Source organism: Clostridium sp. AF17-21AC (assembly GCF_003461365.1).
Lineage (GTDB): Bacteria > Bacillota > Clostridia > Lachnospirales > Lachnospiraceae > Coprococcus > Coprococcus ammoniilyticus.
On record NZ_QTWY01000006.1, the window covers coordinates 39925 to 56293 of the forward strand.

Sequence of the window (16369 nt, forward strand, 5' to 3'; positions counted from 1 at the left end):
TGAACAGTGATAAAAGGAAAATGGAGTAGCAGTATGAATATATGTATATTTGGTGCATCCAGTAATGACATTGATCAGGCATACATGGATGCGGTTTTTAATCTTGGAAAAAAGCTGGCAGAGAGAGGACATACATTAGTATTTGGCGCGGGTGCAAGAGGACTTATGGGGGCTGCCGCCAGAGGAGCAAGTGCCGGAAACGGTGAGATCGTTGGCGTTGCACCGACATTTTTTAATGTGGACGGCATCATATATGACAAATGTACAGAGCTGATCCGGACAGAGACGATGCGTGAGCGGAAACAGATCATGGAGGATCGGAGTGATGCATTTATCATGGTGCCGGGTGGAATCGGAACATTTGAGGAATTTTTTGAGGTGCTGACTTTAAAGCAACTTGGACGACATGGCAAGGCGATCATTGTCTACAACCAGGATGGATTCTTTAATTCCCTGTTTCAGATGATGGATGAATGTGTCGAGAAGGGTTTTATGAATCATGTAACAAACGAGATCTATCAGGTGATGACAGATACAGATGAGATCCTTTCTTATCTGGATGGCTATACACCGGAGGTTGGCAAGGTGTTTAAATTTTAAACGATATGGGTGCAGGTGCAGGAGGAAAAATGGGAGATACGAATGAATATACAGTTCACGATCTGGTACGGGATGAGTTGTATAAAAATATGGATGTTGAATATGGAAAATTTACAGCGAGTCTGTCACCGGGAGCAGGAAATATCATCGGCGTTCGGATTCCGGTGCTGCGCAAAATGGCGAAAGAGATTGCGTCTGTAAACTGGAAGGAGTATCTGGATGGTGCAAGGGATGATACCTTTGAAGAAGTCATGCTACAGGGCATCGTGCTTGGCTATGCCAGAGGAAAGATCGACGACATTCTCACATACATGGGACGGTTCATACCAAAGATCGATGACTGGTCGATCTGCGATACCTGTTGTAATACCTTTAAGATCGCAAACCAGTATCAGCAGGAAGTGTGGGATTTCCTGATGCCATATCTGGACGAGCAGGGAGTAATCGATGGCAAGCCTGCTAACGAGAGAAATCGTGAGTTTGAACTGCGGTTTGTAGCAGTTATGATGTTGAATTATTATCTGAATGATGCCTATATTGATAAGGTGTTATATGCATACGATCATATGAAGAATGATGGCTATTATCTGAAAATGGGTGTTGCATGGGGACTTGCAGAAGCCTATGTAAAATGTCCGGAGCCGACGAAGGTATTTTTGAATAATAATCATCTGGATGATTTCACATTTAACAAAGCAATCCAGAAGATGCAGGAATCCTTCCGTATCACACCGGAGGAAAAAGCTGCACTCAAGGCAATGAAGCGATAATATAAGTAAGTACAGCAGAATGAGCGGAGGTGGCAGTATGAGAATGTATTTTAAACAGAGACTGTTTTCGTGGTTTGACAGTTATGATATTTATAATGAACAGGGGAATCCGATATATGTGGTAAAGGGACAGATATCCTGGGGACATTGTCTGAAGATTTTCGATCCATATGGGAATGAAGTCGGTACAGTAAAGGAGCAGATATTCACATTTCTTCCAAAATTTGAGATCTATCAGGGAAATCAATATCTGGGATGCATTAAGAAAGAGTTTTCCTTTCTTAAGCCCCGATATGATATTGATTATAATGGATGGCATATTGATGGAAGCTTTATGGAATGGGATTACAAGATCATAGATGCTGCAGGTGGTATGGTTGCATCCATATCAAAGGAACTGTTTCATATGACAGATCAATATGTGATCGATGTATATGATCCACAAAACGCACTTATTGCACTTATGTTTGTTCTGGCCATTGATGCAGAGAAATGTTCGAGGAATGACTAGGAATGGTCGGCAATCCTTCCGATGGTATCGGCAAGAATCTCGATCACCTGCTCGGTATCTTCTTCCTTATATTTTAAGAAAGTATGTACGCTTCCTTGAATCAGCAGAGAAATTGTGATATTTTTCTCCAGATTGTCTTTGAATTCCGGATGCGTGATAAAGATCAGTTCCTTAATGCGGGCTTCCAGTTTGTTGGTGAGCACGCCACAGCTTCTGTCATCATCCGGGAAAAGAATGTTGAACAGATGTCCCTGTGTGATAAATGCGGTACAGAGCAGTCTGGCTGCGGCAGCCGGATCTGTGATAATAAGATCCGGATTTGGAATGTCTGCAACCAGTGACGTGATCGCGTCATTTTCCAGATATTCCGACAGATCGTAGATATCTTTAAAATGAAGATAAAATGTCTGTTTGCTGATATTTGCTTTCTGGGTCAGCTCCCGGATCGTAATCTTTTCGAGCGGTTTTGCCGCACGTAATTCTATAAAAGCACTGAAAATGCTGTTCTTGGTTTTCTGTATTCTTAAATCCATTGCAATCTCCTGATTTACTATTTGTTGACTATGGTCAATAAATTGACGTTATTCAATTATTGGCTATGGTGTCAGCTTTTGTAATCTCATATAATAAACATGTCTATTTTAATCTATAAATTTACTATAGTCAATAAAGAATCATCTGTACAAATACAAAGGAGAATGACATGGATATTTACGAATTTTATTCCGGAAGAAGCTTTGATGCATATAGAGAATTGGGGGCGCATGTGAAGAAAGAGGTCACAGGAAAGAAGACGGTTGTCAGTGGTGTGGAATTTGTCACATATGCACCGAATGCTCTGGGGGTAAATGTGATCGGTGAATTCAACGACTGGAACGAGACGGTCATGGAACGCTGTTATGACGGCAGCTTTTTCAAGGTATTTGTGCCGGAAGCAAGACCGGGCATGATGTACAAATATAAGATCTATCACAGAGACGGCAGCAGCATGGAGCATTGTGATCCGTATGGCTTCGGCATGGAGCTGCGTCCGGCATTTGCATCCATTATCCGGGATATGGATACATATCGTTTCCATGATGCCAAATGGATGAAGAACCGTAGTGTATGTCAGGGCAGTCCACTTAACATCTATGAAGTTCATCTGGGTTCCTGGCGCACAAAACCGGTCTTTGATGAACAGGGAAATCCGCTGACACCGGAGGAGATCGCAGAGAGCAACCGGGTAGCGGAGAGCTGGTATACCTATAAGGAGATCGCTCCGATGCTTGCGGAATATGTGAAAAAGCAGGGATATAATTATGTAGAGTTCATGCCGCTCTCCGAGCATCCGTCCGATCAGTCCTGGGGCTATCAGAATACCGGATTTTTCAGTCCGACATCCAGATATGGAACAGCAGATGACCTGAAGGAAATGATTGATATTCTGCATCAGCATAATATTGGCACAATTCTTGATTTTGTTCCGGTTCATTTCGCACTTGATGGCTATGGACTTGCCAGATATGATGGCACGGCATTGTATGAATATCCAAGCAACGATGTGGGATACAGTGAGTGGGGAAGCATGAACTTCATTCATTCCAAAGGAGAAGTGCGGAGCTTCTTACAGTCTGCGGCGAATTACTGGCTGTCAGAGTATCATTTTGACGGACTTCGTATGGATGCGATCAGCCGTATCATCTACTGGATGGGCGATGAGAGCCGTGGTGTAAATGACCGGGCGGTTGATTTTATCCGGAATATGAATCAGGGGTTAAAGGATCGTCATCCTTCGATCATCCTGTGTGCCGAAGACTCGACAGACTTTAAGGGTACAACGAAGGAAACAAAATATGGTGGACTGGGCTTTGATTACAAATGGGATATGGGCTGGATGAATGATACACTGAATTTCTTCCGTACACTTCCATTTGTCCGCGGCGAGCATTATCATGACCTGACATTCTCGATGATGTATAACTATAATGAACGGTATCTGCTTCCTTTGTCACACGATGAGGTTGTACATGGAAAGGCAACGATCATTCAGAAGATGGCGGGTATGTATGAAGAAAAGTTCCCGCAGGCAAAGGCATTATATGCTTATATGTATGCGCATCCGGGCAAGAAGCTGAACTTTATGGGAAATGAGATCGGACAGTTCCGCGAGTGGGATGAGAAGCGCGAGCAGGACTGGGATCTTTTGAAATATCCGAACCATGATTCTTTCCACCAGTATATGAAAGCACTGAATAAGATTTATATGAAAGAGCCGGCATTATCTGCATGGGATGATGATCCGAATGGATTTGCATGGATCCTTTGCGGTAAGGAAAATGATGTTGTCTATATCTTTCAGCGTGAAGTAAATGAAGATAAGGTGATCGTTGTATTAAACCTGTCGGGACTTGTATATAAAAATTATCACTTTAATTATGAAAATGGTGATACAATGAAGGTACTGATCAACAGCGACTGGAATAAATTTGGCGGAAGCACAAAAGATACAGAGAAAACGATTAAGGGTGTAAATGGAGATTTTGGATTTGACCTTCCGGCATTTTCCGGAATTTACCTGAAACCGGTCGATTAGAACATGAGAAGGTGAATATGATGACGACAATAGAGAAGCTGGCAGAGCTGCGTGAGAAAATGAAGGGAACAGGTGTAGATGCTTATGTGATTACTACGGATGACTTTCATGCATCCGAATATGTTGGAGCATATTTCAGGGAAAGAGAATATATGTCCGGGTTTACAGGATCTGCCGGAACACTGGTTGTGCTCCCTGATACGGCGGCATTGTTTACAGATGGGCGGTATTTCATTCAGGCGGAAGCACAGCTTGCAGGCAGTACGATCGAACTGATGAAGAGTGGACAGCCGGGCGTTCCAACGATCGAAGAATATTTGTATGACCATCTGGAACCGGAAAAGGTTGTAGGCTTTGATGGAAGAACCGTCAGCTTGGATTTTGCTGATAGGATGCTTGGCAAACTGGGCGATAAAAAGGTCACTTTAAATGGTGAACTGGATCTGGTCGATGAACTCTGGGCGGACAGACCGGAGCTGTCACATGAGCCGGTATTTGAATTACCATTTTCATACACAGGCGAAACCCGTGCGGATAAGCTTGTGCGTGTCAGAGCGTCAATAAGATCTGCAGGTGCGGATGCCCGGGTGATCTCTGCGCTGGACGAGATCGCATGGCTTCTGAATCTGCGAGGAAATGATATAGACTGTAATCCGGTATTCCTGTCATATATGCTGATCGCAGATGAAGACTGTCGTTTATATATCAATGATGCGATCTTAAACGATGAAATCACCAGAGAACTTGCCGTTGATGGGATTACACTTCATCCGTATAATGAGATCTATACGGATCTCAGGAGGTTGCCGGAGGTCATTCAAACACATAAAAAGACAGAGCAGGTAACGATATTGCTGGATGGTTGTCAGGCCAATTACAGATTGAGAAGCTGTATACCGGAGACTGTATCCGTAGTCGATGAACCGTCTGCTATTCAGTTGATGAAGGCACAGAAGAATTCTGTAGAGTGCGAAAATGAACGGAATGCGCATATCAAGGATGGAGTTGCTGTAACGAAATTTATCTACTGGCTTAAGCATCATATCGGAACAGAAACGATCACAGAGCTTTCGGCAGCAGAGAAGCTGGAGTCTTTTCGAAAAGAGCAAAAGGGGTATATCGAGCCGAGCTTTGATACGATATCTGCATATGGTCCACATGGCGCGATCGTACATTATGAACCGACAGAGGAGACAAATGTCGAACTAAAACCGGAGAGCTTCTTATTAGTGGACAGTGGCGGTCATTACATGGAGGGAACAACTGACATCACCAGAACAATCACACTGGGGGCTTTGACAGAGGAAGAAAAATGGGCGTATACACTGGTGTTGATCGGACATCTGAATCTGGCAGCAGCAAGATTTAAACATGGAACGCGTGGTGAGAATCTCGATTATCTGGCGCGTGAACCACTGTGGCGGTATGGCCTGGATTTCAATCACGGCACCGGTCATGGAGTCGGATATCTGTTAAATGTACACGAAGGACCAAACAGGATCCACTTCCGAATCATGGAAGAACGCAGACCGACAGCAGTATTCGAAGACGGAATGATCACGTCAGATGAACCGGGTATATATATAGAAGGAAGGTTTGGCATCCGTCATGAGAATCTGGTTCTTTGTAAGAAAGCAGGAAAACCGGCAGGCAAGCTTCCGGAGGTATTCTTGAAAGAAACGGAAGCAAATGGAACATTTCTGGAATTTGAAACTCTGACCTGGGTTCCGTTTGACACAGAAGCTTTGATACCGGAACTGATGACAGATCGTGAGCTCCAACGATTGAATGAATATCACAAGAATGTGTATGAGAAGATCGCTCCATATCTGACGGAGGAAGAACGCATATGGCTGGAGCAGGCAACGAGTCCAGTATCGAAAAAATATCATAATAAAATTTGATGAATTTCAAGGGGAGAAACATATGATCTATAAGTGTGAGGCATGTGGGGGTGTGCTGGTATATGATCCGGATCTCGGGAAAATGAAATGTACACAATGTGGTCAGACAAGCGAACGCAGATTCCATATGAAGTTAAAGGAAGTAGATCCGGATACAGAGGAAAAAGAAGACGGAAAACGATCATTTGATAATCTGTGGTTTGGCCTTGATAAAGATCAGAAGTGGCATGGAGAGAAGGAAATCCAGATCAATCCTGACTGGGATGCGGATCTGTTGGCATTTGAGATGCGGAATAACAGACCGGAAGATATATCGGCTGCATCAAAACAGACGGAAGCAGAAGATATATCAGAAAAATCAGAACAGCAGGCACAAGACACTGCTTATACAGGTGACCGGAGAGAGATGCAGGGAGAACGACTGATGTCGGTTCAGATATTCCGCTGTACTTCCTGCGGAGCACAGATTATGATCCATGGAAATGAGCGGGCAACTTTTTGTTCGTTTTGTGGACAGCCGACGGTTATATTTGACCGTGAATCGAAGGAAGTATGGCCGGATTATATCATTCCATTTTCCATAACGGAACAGCAGGCAGTGGATGCGATCAAAGAGAAATTCGGTACAGGCAGATATGTGCCAAGAGAGATCAAGCATCCGAAGATTGACAAGATCCGTGGAATCTATATTCCATATTGGCTGTATACAGTATATATGCGGAAAAAAGCAAATCTGCATCTGGTGACGAGTAATGAAGCTGAGAAGAAAGAACCGGAAAATATCTTTAATGCCGGAATGAACAGAAACCAATCCTTTTATACGATGCTGCAGTCATCGAAGAAGATGGGATTGTATCCGGGATCATTTCAGAATCAGAAATATGATGCGGAAACGAGAAGTGTCTCTGTAGGTATAAATGAGAAGACAGATATGTTTGCAGATGCATATGGAAATTTTGAACAGGTTACCTTTGATGCATCCAGAAAATTAGATGATCGGCTATCCAGTCGTCTGGAACCATATCATATGGAAGCATTAAAGCCATTTGATCCATCGTATCTGTCCGGATTCTATGCAGATCGGTATGATGTGCCGTCCAGAGAGGCTGCGCCGGACATCCATCAGAGGATAAGTGATGCTATGGATAAAGCAATGATAGAAGATACAGGAACGACTTACATAGAGAAGAGCATTGAACAGTACAGTGTGGATAAGATTGAGTATGCGCTCCTGCCCGCATGGTTCATGACCTTCTGGTATAGGCATGAGCTTTATACGATACTGGTCAATGGACAGACCGGAAAGGTTGTTGGCAATATTCCGGTGAATAAAAGGAGTTTTATTTCGGATGCGGTGATGACCGGAGTTGTATGCTGCACGATCGGAGCGGTTGTATTTTATGAAATCAATCAGGGAATTGCAAAAGGGTATGGCTTTTTCCATGAATATGGAGGGTCGATCATTGTATTCCTTTTTATGCTGGCGGCGGGACTTTTTACCAGAAATCTCAGTAAATACAACAGGTATAAGCACGACAAAGAACGACTTGCATCTTCAACAACGACTGATTATGTAAAAGAAAGGCAGGATAAGACATGGATTCGATAAATATTTTACTTACAGGATTTAAATTGTTGCCGATCATACAGGGCATTGTCTGTGGCGGACTGTTTGCGGCAGGTCTGTTGCTGTCGTGGATGCTTCGTTCCAATCTCCATGGCGAGATGGAAACAGAGAAGGAATTTGCCAGACAGCACAAAATCTCCTACTACCAGATCGACCAGGGCCACAAGATTTTATTCTTCTGATCCATCTTCGATACATATGGCTGACGTCAGGGCTACACCGGGCATTGCAATAACGAGTTCCGGGTTTCTATTCGGTTCGCACGCTTATTTGTCAGCAGTCGCCCAAACTCGTCCTTACGGACTCAGACAAGGGCTTTGTGCTGACAGCTAGTGCAAACCTCATAACGAAATCCTCACAATGTTATTGCAATGCCCGGCGCAGCCCTGACGTCAGCCATATGTATCTTATAACGATAACGGAGCAAAGCTTTTGATATAGGAAGGATTCTCTGTGCAACATTTCTGATATATAGACATCACCTTGTATCTGTAGCAGATACAAGGCAGAGGGAGAGAAATGTACATAAGTGGAAAGAATAGCTGGGGTGGGTTGTAGATGGGCTATCCGTATTTATATAAAAGATATATAGTGGAGTTTCCGTAGGGAGCTACATATTGCCAGCGAATGCGGGTGCATGTCTGAGCCCGTAGGGCGAGTTTGCACAGAAGCATGAGCGAATTAGGCATATGTAGTTCACAGGGAACGAAACGGATCTTTTATATAAATACGGATAGCCCATTCATAACCCACCCCAGCTATTCTGTTAGCCCAAGGGTATTGCAGAATGGCAGGTGGTATATTATAATGAAGCGAGAATGTAGATAACAGGAGGAACCCGAAATGGACATTGTATGTTTGGATTTGGAAGGTGTATTAGTACCGGAGATTTGGATCGCATTTGCAGAGGCAAGCGGTATCCCGGAGTTAAAGAGAACAACAAGAGATGAGCCGGATTACGATAAATTAATGAACTGGCGTCTTGGTATATTAAAAGAACATGGACTTGGCTTAAAAGAGATTCAGGAAACGATCGCAAAGATCGATCCGATTCCCGGTGCAAAGGAATTCTTAGATGAGCTTCGTTCTATGACACAGGTTATCATTATCAGTGATACATTTACACAGTTTGCAAGCCCGCTTATGAAGAAGCTTGGCTGGCCGACAATTTTCTGTAATTCATTAGAGGTAGCAGAAAGTGGAGAGATCACAGGCTTTAAGATGCGTTGTGAGAAATCCAAATACACAACCGTAAAAGCACTTCAGTCTATCGGTTATGATACAATCGCAAGTGGTGACAGCCACAACGATCTTGGAATGATCCGTGCAAGCAAGGCCGGATTCCTCTTTAAGAGTACCGATCAGATCAAAGCAGACAATCCTGATCTTCCGGCTTATGAGACATATGATGAGCTGCTTGCAGCCATCAAGAAAGTGCTGGCTTAAGATCAATCCTTTCATATAAAAATGTATGCAGTATGTGAGACAGGCATACTGAAGTCGTGAAAATTAAGTACATATAACAGAGAACCTGCATATACTGTAGCAAACAGAGTATGCAGGTTTTTTATGGCTATAAAAATAATGATCGATGCCGGACATGGTGGATTTGACAATGGGGCATCTTATAATGGAAGAACGGAGAAGAATGACAACCTGAATTTGGCTTTGGCACTCGGTGATGCGTTGTCAGAGCTTGGTTATGACGTGGAATTTACGAGAACGACAGATGTCTATGATTCGCCGACAAGAAAAGCACAGATCGGAAATGAGAGCGGTGCGGATTATTTTATTTCCCTGCACAGGAATGCTGCACCGTATCCGAACAAATATAACGGAGTGGAAACCTTGGTTTATAATACATCAGGGATTGCATATGAAATGGCAGAAAATGTGGATGCAGAGCTTGCAAAGATCGGATTTGAGAATCTGGGAGTTGAGGAACGGAAGAATCTGGCTGTTCTGCGCCGGACAACGATGCCGGCAATTCTGATCGAGACCGGATTTATTGACAGTGATAAGGATAATTATCTGTTTGATTACCGGTTTGAAGATATCGTGAATGCGATCGCACTCGGAATTGATGAAACACTTCGTGGATAGATGTGTGAAAAACGCACAAAAGAATTTACAGTTAACGAGAAAAATTGTATAATTATAAAGACTGTTTTAGAAAACGACAATCCGATTGGAGAAGGTTATCTGATTGGAAAATACGATAGAAAAGTGGGGTAGAAAACAATGAAAAATACGTTCAGTAATTCAGGCATGTTGAACTGGCTTGGCTTCTTTGCAAATAAGATGGATGTCAGCCCGGAGAAGATAAAGATGCTTAATATCTGCGGCAGACAGAAAAATGTCGTGCCAACGATTGATACACATAAGCGGGTTCTGATCTATACTGATGCCAGTCATGAAGATCTCTTCTATACATTATGGGAAGCGGGATTTGGCGAATATGATATCTGGATCGGCGAAGGAACAGAGCCGGGAAGTGAACTTACAAATGCAAAGCTCAAGAATGTTATTAATAAGAAGATATCCGAACCGACGGTTATATTTATCGTAAACGAGAAGACCAGAGAATCCGTACGGTACGGTATGAAGAATGATTTGTTTACAAAGGGATCGGTTCATTATGTATGCAATGAGATCCGCGCGGTTATCATGAGTATTCTCGGTGTAGATACTCATGACACGATTCTTGCTCTGATGGCAGAGAGTATCGTTATCGAAGCTGCGATCACAGCGAGCGAAGGTCAGATCATTGCAGTAGAGCCGGACAGTGGTTCCAGAAGATCTATGGAGGAAAATGTTGAGAAGTTTGGAGTTCATAACGTGCAGATCATTCCGGATATGAGCGAAGAATCCTTAAGTAAGATTCCGGTACCAAGACTTGCATTTATCGTTGCGAATCATTATCTGGAATCTGATATTGAACGTCTGCTTGCGATCAATCCGCAGATGCAGTTTGTTATCTACACATTAGATCTTGGTATCCTTGCAGAGACCAAGCTGATTTTTGACAAATTCGGTATTCAGAATATGGAAGCGTTACAGATCAACGTATCCAAAACAAATAAAGAAAATGTATTTGTTGCTCAGCCGGCACCATGGATCATTACAGGTGGGGCTGAATAGAACATAGATATTCAGAAATAAAGCCCCATTCTCCGGTAAGAGTTTTCTTCTGTTTTATAGACAACGTAAAAAACAGAAGAAAGCCTGAAAAGGATGGGGCTATTTTACTTTACAGAGTAGAATTAGTTATGATTTTTTTATAAAAAGTTTAGAAATATATTTTTTATTAATAAATTAATAAAAGGTGAAAAATAAAAAATGGTGTGCTATAATACGTTGTTGTTTAAAGGACAACTGGAAGCACATGGAAGAATGCAGGAGGAAATTCAAATGAAAGCCATTTTTTTCGACATTGACGGTGTGTTAAATTCAAACAAATTCATCTGTAACAATCCGGGTGAAACCGTTGACAGAAAAAATGTAAAAAACCTTGCAGATGTTGTAAAGGCAACAGATGCGAAGCTGGTAGCGATCTTTAACTGGCGGAAAGAGGTTATGAAAGATCCGGTATGTGACGAGAGAGCACAGGAGCTGATCCTGAAGCTTAAGGAGGAAGGTCTCGTTATATCCGATGTAACTCCGCCGCAGGAACATATATCCGGCAAGTATGAGGATTATGGACGGTGCTTTGAGGTTAAGGACTATGTAGACCAACACGATGTGGACAGGCTGGTGATCTTAGATGACATGGATTCAGACTGGGACAGAGTTGGACTTGCTGATTACTGGATCAATACGGAGAATACAGTAAAAGGATTTTCCGAGAGTGATGCAAGAGAAGTAATAAATATCCTTAACAGTTAGTATGCCCTTTGAAAAAATTACATGAGAGGAAGTGAAGACCTACGGGTGACCTTGCAGAAAAGTTAACAGAGGAGCTGAATTGCGAGACTCTCTTTACCATTCCAATTTTTGGTGGAATCCCGATCTCGGAATCAATCGTGGTAACATGGATCATTATGGCGGTACTTGTTCTGTTGTCCGTTATACTTGTCCGGAATCTGAAAGTTGAAAATCCGGGAAAGAAACAGCTTGCTCTGGAGTCGATCATTACGACATTTAATAATCTGTTTAGTGACGTTTTGGGAGAAAAAGGTAAGGCATATATACCGTATCTGATCACTGTCATTTTGTATATCGGAATGGCAAATATCGCAGGTATATTTGGATTTAAACCACCAACCAAGGATCTGAACGTAACAGCAGCACTGGCGATCATGAGTATAGTCATGGTTCAGGTTGTCTGTATTAGAAGCAGGGGACCGAAAGGCTGGCTTAAGAGCTTTGCAGAGCCGGTAGCAATAGTAGCACCTATAAATGTAATGGAGCTTGTAATAAAACCATTGTCGTTATGTATGCGATTGTTCGGCAATGTTTTAGGTGCATTTGTTGTAATGAAATTAATTGAGGCGGTAGCGCCTGCCATTGTGCCTATTCCGTTAAGCCTTTATTTTGATATCTTTGATGGCTTACTTCAGGCATTTGTATTCACATTCTTAACTGCACTCTACATGCAGGAAGGATTGGGAGAAGACTAAGATTAACATAAGGAAAATGAAAAGGAGATAATAATTATGAACACAGTAATCGCAATTGGAGCTGCTATAGCAGTATTAACAGGTATTGGTGCAGGTATCGGACTTGGAATCGCAACATCAAAGGCAGTAGAAGCAGTAGCAAGACAGCCGGAAGCAGACAGTAAGATCACAAAGCTTCTGATCATCGGTGGAGCACTTGCAGAGGCAACAGCCGTTTACGGTCTGGTAATTGGTCTTTTGATCATTCTTCTTCTGAAATAATATTTATAAGAATATGATGATTGCGGCACTATATCATAATAGATATGAAGGAATCGTAATTGTCGGATAACGAAAACAGACAGAAAGGCAGGAGGTCATTAAATGATAAATTTAAGTGTCTCGTCCATAGCCATAACCATAATTAATATTATAGTTTTGTTTCTTCTGTTAAAGAAATTCCTGATCGGTCCGATCAATAAGATCATGGCAGAACGTGAAGAGATGATCAAATCCTCGATCGCGAATGCCAATCAGACGAAGGATGATGCCATGAAACTGAAGCAGCAATATGAAGATACTCTCGCAGGTGTTCAGGATGAATGTGATACCATGCGGGATAAATCCAGACAGGCTGCACAGAATGAATATAACAGGATTGTGGCAGATGCAGGCGAGAAATCAAACCGTATGATCAAGGATGCGGAAAAAACTATAGAAGTACAGCGTGAAAAGGCTTTGAGCGATATGGAATCTCAGGTTGCAGAGCTTGCAATGTCGGCAGCGGCTAAGATTCTGGGTGAAGACTCAAATGACGCGAAAAATCAGTCACTATATGATGAGTTTATAGAAAAAGCAGGTGAGGCCCATGACACAGAAAGCAATTAATTATGCTGAAGTTTTGTGCGAGCTGAATATTGATGCGGCTGAGCTTTCAGATATGGAAGCAGTTGTCAGGGAGAATCCTGAATTACAGGAGGCACTTACGTGTCCGGTTGTCAGCAGAGAAAAAAAGTCAGAAGTTATCGATAAGATATTCGACGGTTCAAAGACTACGGTAAAATTCTTAAAGGTACTTTGCAACAATTCTGATTTTGATCAGTTCTTTGAGATATGCAGGGAATACAGAGTTCTTATAAAGAAGAAGGCAGATGTCCTTCTTGCAACCCTTTATTATGTGACACCTCCAACGGAGACACAGAAGAAGGGAATTGAAGATTTTCTGAAAAAGGAATATAAGACCTCAGATGTGGAACTGACATTGGAGAAGAAAGACAGTCTGATCGGCGGCTTTATTATTAAGGTCGGAAATAAGGAATATGACTGGAGTCTGGCAGGCAGATGTAAGCGGCTTACACAAAGATTGGTTACGAGGTGATAAGATTTGAGTTCAATAAGTTCAGGAGATATTATCTCCATACTGAAAAGTGAGATAGAGAATTTTGACTTCGACACCCGGGACAAAGAAGTAGGAACTGTCATCTGGGTAGGAGATGGAATAGTAACGATATATGGTATTGATAATGCCATGTATGGTGAGATTGTAGTATTTGAAAATGGTATCAAGGGTATGGTACAGGATATCAGAAGAACCGAGATCGGATGTATCCTGTTCGGAAAAGATACCGGAATAAAAGAAGGTACAAAGGTTACCAGAACAGGTAAGAGAGCCGGCGTACCGGTAGGTGAAGAATTCCTTGGAAGAATCATCAATGCATTGGGTGCACCAATTGATGGTAAGGGAGCGATCAAAGAGGCAGATTATATGCCGGTTGAGCAGGAAGCACCAAGTATCGCAGACAGACAGTCGGTCAATGAACCACTTCAGACCGGTATTCTGTCGATCGATTCCATGTTCCCAATCGGTAAAGGACAGCGTGAGCTGATCATCGGTGATCGTCAGACCGGTAAGACTTCGATCGCACTTGATACGATCATCAACCAGCGTGGAAAGGATGTTGTCTGCATCTATGTAGCGATCGGTCAGAAAGCATCCACCGTTGCAAAGATTGTTTCCACACTTGAGAAGAATGATGCAATGGACTATACGATCATTGTAGCATCAACAGCCAGTGATCCTGCACCGCTTCAGTATATAGCACCATATGCAGGAACATCGATGGCAGAATATTTTATGCATAAGGGAAAAGACGTGCTCATCGTATACGATGATCTGTCAAAGCATGCAGTAGCATACAGAACACTGTCCTTGTTACTTGGACGTTCCCCTGGACGTGAGGCATATCCCGGTGATGTATTCTATCTGCATTCCAGACTGCTTGAGCGTTCCAGTAAGTTAAAGGATTCATTAGGCGGTGGTTCGATCACAGCCCTTCCTATTATAGAGACACAGGCAGGTGATGTATCTGCATACATCCCAACAAATGTTATCTCCATCACGGATGGTCAGATCTTCCTTGAGAGTGATCTGTTCTTCTCAGGTATGCGTCCTGCGGTAAATGTAGGATTGTCCGTATCCCGTGTCGGTGGTGCAGCGCAGACCAAGGCTATGAAGAAAGCAACCGGTACCGTCCGTATCGACCTTGCACAGTTCCGTGAGATGGAAGTATTCACCCAGTTCAGTTCCGATCTGGATGAGAATACAAAGGAGCAGCTTACTTATGGTAAGGGACTGATGGAGCTGTTAAAGCAGCCGCTATGTCATCCGCTTAGTATGGCAGAGCAGGTTATTACACTGGTTGCAGCAACAAATAAGCTGTTCTTAAATGTAGATATCAAGAAAGTAAAGCAGACACAGATGGATATGCTTGCATATTTCAAGGATGCAGAACCGGATGTTATCAAAGAGATTGAAGAAGGAAAGGTTCTGACAGATGATCTGAAAGAGCATATTCTTGAAGCAGGAAAAGAGTTTATGAAGAGGGTGGAGTAATTGGCAAGTACCAAAGAAATCCAAAACAGAATAAAAAGCATTAAGGATACAATGAAGATCACAAATGCCATGTACATGATCTCTTCTTCCAAACTGAAAAAAGCGAAGAAGGATCTGGAGAATACGGAACCGTATTTCTATACTTTACAGGTTTCTCTGGCACGACTGTTACGACATCTTCCTGATATGGATCATCTTTATTTCGAAAATGAAGACGATGAAAAGAAGGAAAATCCGAAAAGAGGTTATATTGTAGTTACAGCCGATAAGGGCATGGCAGGTGCATATAACCATAATATCATTAAGATCGCAGAAGAAGAACTGGCAAATCACCCGGACAGCGAATTATACGTTGTCGGACAGGTGGGAAGACATTATTTTGCAAGGAAGAATGTGCCGGTTGATATCCATTTCCAGTATACAGCCCAGAACCCAAGTCTTCACAGAGCGAGGGTTATTGCGGATAAGATGCTGGAGAATTACGAAAGCGGTAAGATCGATGAAGTCTATATCATTTATACGAAGATGATAAACAGTGTAACGGCAGAGCCGGAGATGATCCAGCTTCTTCCGTTCAGAAAGATGGATTTCAAGATCTCACAGGCGGATGTCTATCATGAGGAGATCATCATTGAACCTTCTCCGAGAGCGGTCATGGATCGAATTGTTCCGAATTATATTACAGGTTTCATATATGGAGCACTGGTTGAATCCTTCTGTAGTGAACAGAATTCCCGAATGATGGCAATGGATTCTGCAACCAGAAGTGCGAAAGATATGTTAGCTGATCTCAGTATTAAATACAACAGAGCCAGACAGGCTGCGATCACGCAGGAGATCACCGAGGTAGTTGGTGGTGCGAAGGCTCTGCAGAATAAGAAATAGGAGGTC

General features: G+C 42.6%; 17 protein-coding genes and 1 pseudogene. 17 read left to right on the plus strand and 1 reads right to left on the minus strand.

Features of this window, described 5'->3' with window-relative positions; all coding sequences use genetic code 11:
- The first annotated feature begins 33 nt into the window (after positions 1–33).
- The 3 genes from DWW85_RS09780 to DWW85_RS09790 are packed head-to-tail and all read left to right on the plus strand — an operon-like array spanning position 34 to position 1881.
- Positions 34–600 (plus strand): TIGR00730 family Rossman fold protein, encoded by a 567-nt coding sequence (locus tag DWW85_RS09780; RefSeq protein WP_021944453.1) that lies wholly within the window; start codon positions 34–36, stop codon positions 598–600.
- Between the two features lie 29 nt (positions 601–629).
- Positions 630–1370 (plus strand): DNA alkylation repair protein, encoded by a 741-nt coding sequence (locus DWW85_RS09785; RefSeq protein ID WP_021944452.1) that lies wholly within the window; start codon positions 630–632, stop codon positions 1368–1370.
- 37 nt (positions 1371–1407) lie between these two features.
- A complete protein-coding gene (locus DWW85_RS09790; protein ID WP_021944451.1) occupies positions 1408–1881 on the plus strand; it encodes an LURP-one-related family protein in 474 nt (157 codons plus the stop codon).
- On the opposite strand, the gene DWW85_RS09795 is transcribed toward DWW85_RS09790, so the two are convergent.
- Positions 1878–2414: a TetR/AcrR family transcriptional regulator gene (locus DWW85_RS09795; protein ID WP_008400525.1), complete on the minus strand. Its 537-nt coding sequence runs from the start codon at positions 2412–2414 to the stop codon at positions 1878–1880. The genes DWW85_RS09790 and DWW85_RS09795 overlap by 4 nt on opposite strands.
- Positions 2415–2557: 143 nt before the next feature.
- Between DWW85_RS09795 and glgB the strand changes: the two genes are divergently transcribed.
- The 14 genes and pseudogenes from glgB (at position 2558) to atpG (ending at position 16363) form a co-directional block, all read left to right on the plus strand.
- Complete coding sequence (gene glgB, locus DWW85_RS09800) at positions 2558–4456, plus strand: 1,4-alpha-glucan branching protein GlgB (RefSeq protein ID WP_278286979.1); 1899 nt, start codon at positions 2558–2560, stop codon at positions 4454–4456.
- Positions 4457–4473: 17 nt separating this feature from the next.
- A complete protein-coding gene (locus tag DWW85_RS09805; protein WP_117808519.1) occupies positions 4474–6360 on the plus strand; it encodes an aminopeptidase P family protein in 1887 nt (628 codons plus the stop codon).
- 22 nt (positions 6361–6382) lie between these two features.
- On the plus strand, positions 6383–7969 hold the full coding sequence (locus DWW85_RS09810; protein ID WP_117784654.1) for a zinc ribbon domain-containing protein: 1587 nt from the start codon (positions 6383–6385) through the stop codon (positions 7967–7969).
- Positions 7957–8169, plus strand: coding sequence for a hypothetical protein (locus DWW85_RS09815; RefSeq protein ID WP_021944447.1), 213 nt, complete (start codon positions 7957–7959; stop codon positions 8167–8169). The genes DWW85_RS09810 and DWW85_RS09815 overlap by 13 nt, the downstream gene beginning before the upstream one ends.
- A 661-nt stretch (positions 8170–8830) precedes the next feature.
- On the plus strand, positions 8831–9433 hold the full coding sequence (gene thrH / locus DWW85_RS09820; RefSeq protein ID WP_021944446.1) for a bifunctional phosphoserine phosphatase/homoserine phosphotransferase ThrH: 603 nt from the start codon (positions 8831–8833) through the stop codon (positions 9431–9433).
- 123 nt (positions 9434–9556) lie between these two features.
- A complete protein-coding gene (locus tag DWW85_RS09825) occupies positions 9557–10090 on the plus strand; it encodes an N-acetylmuramoyl-L-alanine amidase (RefSeq protein WP_021944445.1) in 534 nt (177 codons plus the stop codon).
- A 138-nt stretch (positions 10091–10228) separates the two neighbouring features.
- Entirely contained in the window at positions 10229–11128 is a 900-nt protein-coding gene (locus DWW85_RS09830) for a hypothetical protein (protein WP_008400514.1), read from the plus strand.
- A gap of 270 nt (positions 11129–11398) precedes the next feature.
- Positions 11399–11872, plus strand: coding sequence for an HAD domain-containing protein (locus DWW85_RS09835; protein WP_044944682.1), 474 nt, complete (start codon positions 11399–11401; stop codon positions 11870–11872).
- A gap of 62 nt (positions 11873–11934) precedes the next feature.
- Positions 11935–12606, plus strand: a pseudogene (locus DWW85_RS09840) (F0F1 ATP synthase subunit A); the annotation flags it as partial.
- A gap of 36 nt (positions 12607–12642) precedes the next feature.
- Positions 12643–12867, plus strand: coding sequence for an ATP synthase F0 subunit C (atpE, locus tag DWW85_RS09845; protein ID WP_008400511.1), 225 nt, complete (start codon positions 12643–12645; stop codon positions 12865–12867).
- A 102-nt stretch (positions 12868–12969) separates the two neighbouring features.
- Positions 12970–13473 carry a F0F1 ATP synthase subunit B gene (atpF, locus tag DWW85_RS09850; RefSeq protein ID WP_008400510.1) on the plus strand — a complete coding sequence of 168 codons (504 nt, stop codon included), beginning with the start codon at positions 12970–12972 and terminating at the stop codon, positions 13471–13473.
- Positions 13454–13963 (plus strand): ATP synthase F1 subunit delta, encoded by a 510-nt coding sequence (atpH, locus tag DWW85_RS09855; protein ID WP_021944441.1) that lies wholly within the window; start codon positions 13454–13456, stop codon positions 13961–13963. Before atpF ends, atpH begins: the two co-directional genes overlap by 20 nt.
- Before the next feature lie 6 nt (positions 13964–13969).
- Positions 13970–15478 (plus strand): F0F1 ATP synthase subunit alpha, encoded by a 1509-nt coding sequence (gene atpA / locus DWW85_RS09860; protein WP_008400508.1) that lies wholly within the window; start codon positions 13970–13972, stop codon positions 15476–15478.
- Positions 15479–16363: an ATP synthase F1 subunit gamma gene (atpG, locus tag DWW85_RS09865; RefSeq protein ID WP_021944440.1), complete on the plus strand. Its 885-nt coding sequence runs from the start codon at positions 15479–15481 to the stop codon at positions 16361–16363.
- Positions 16364–16369: the final 6 nt, after the last annotated feature.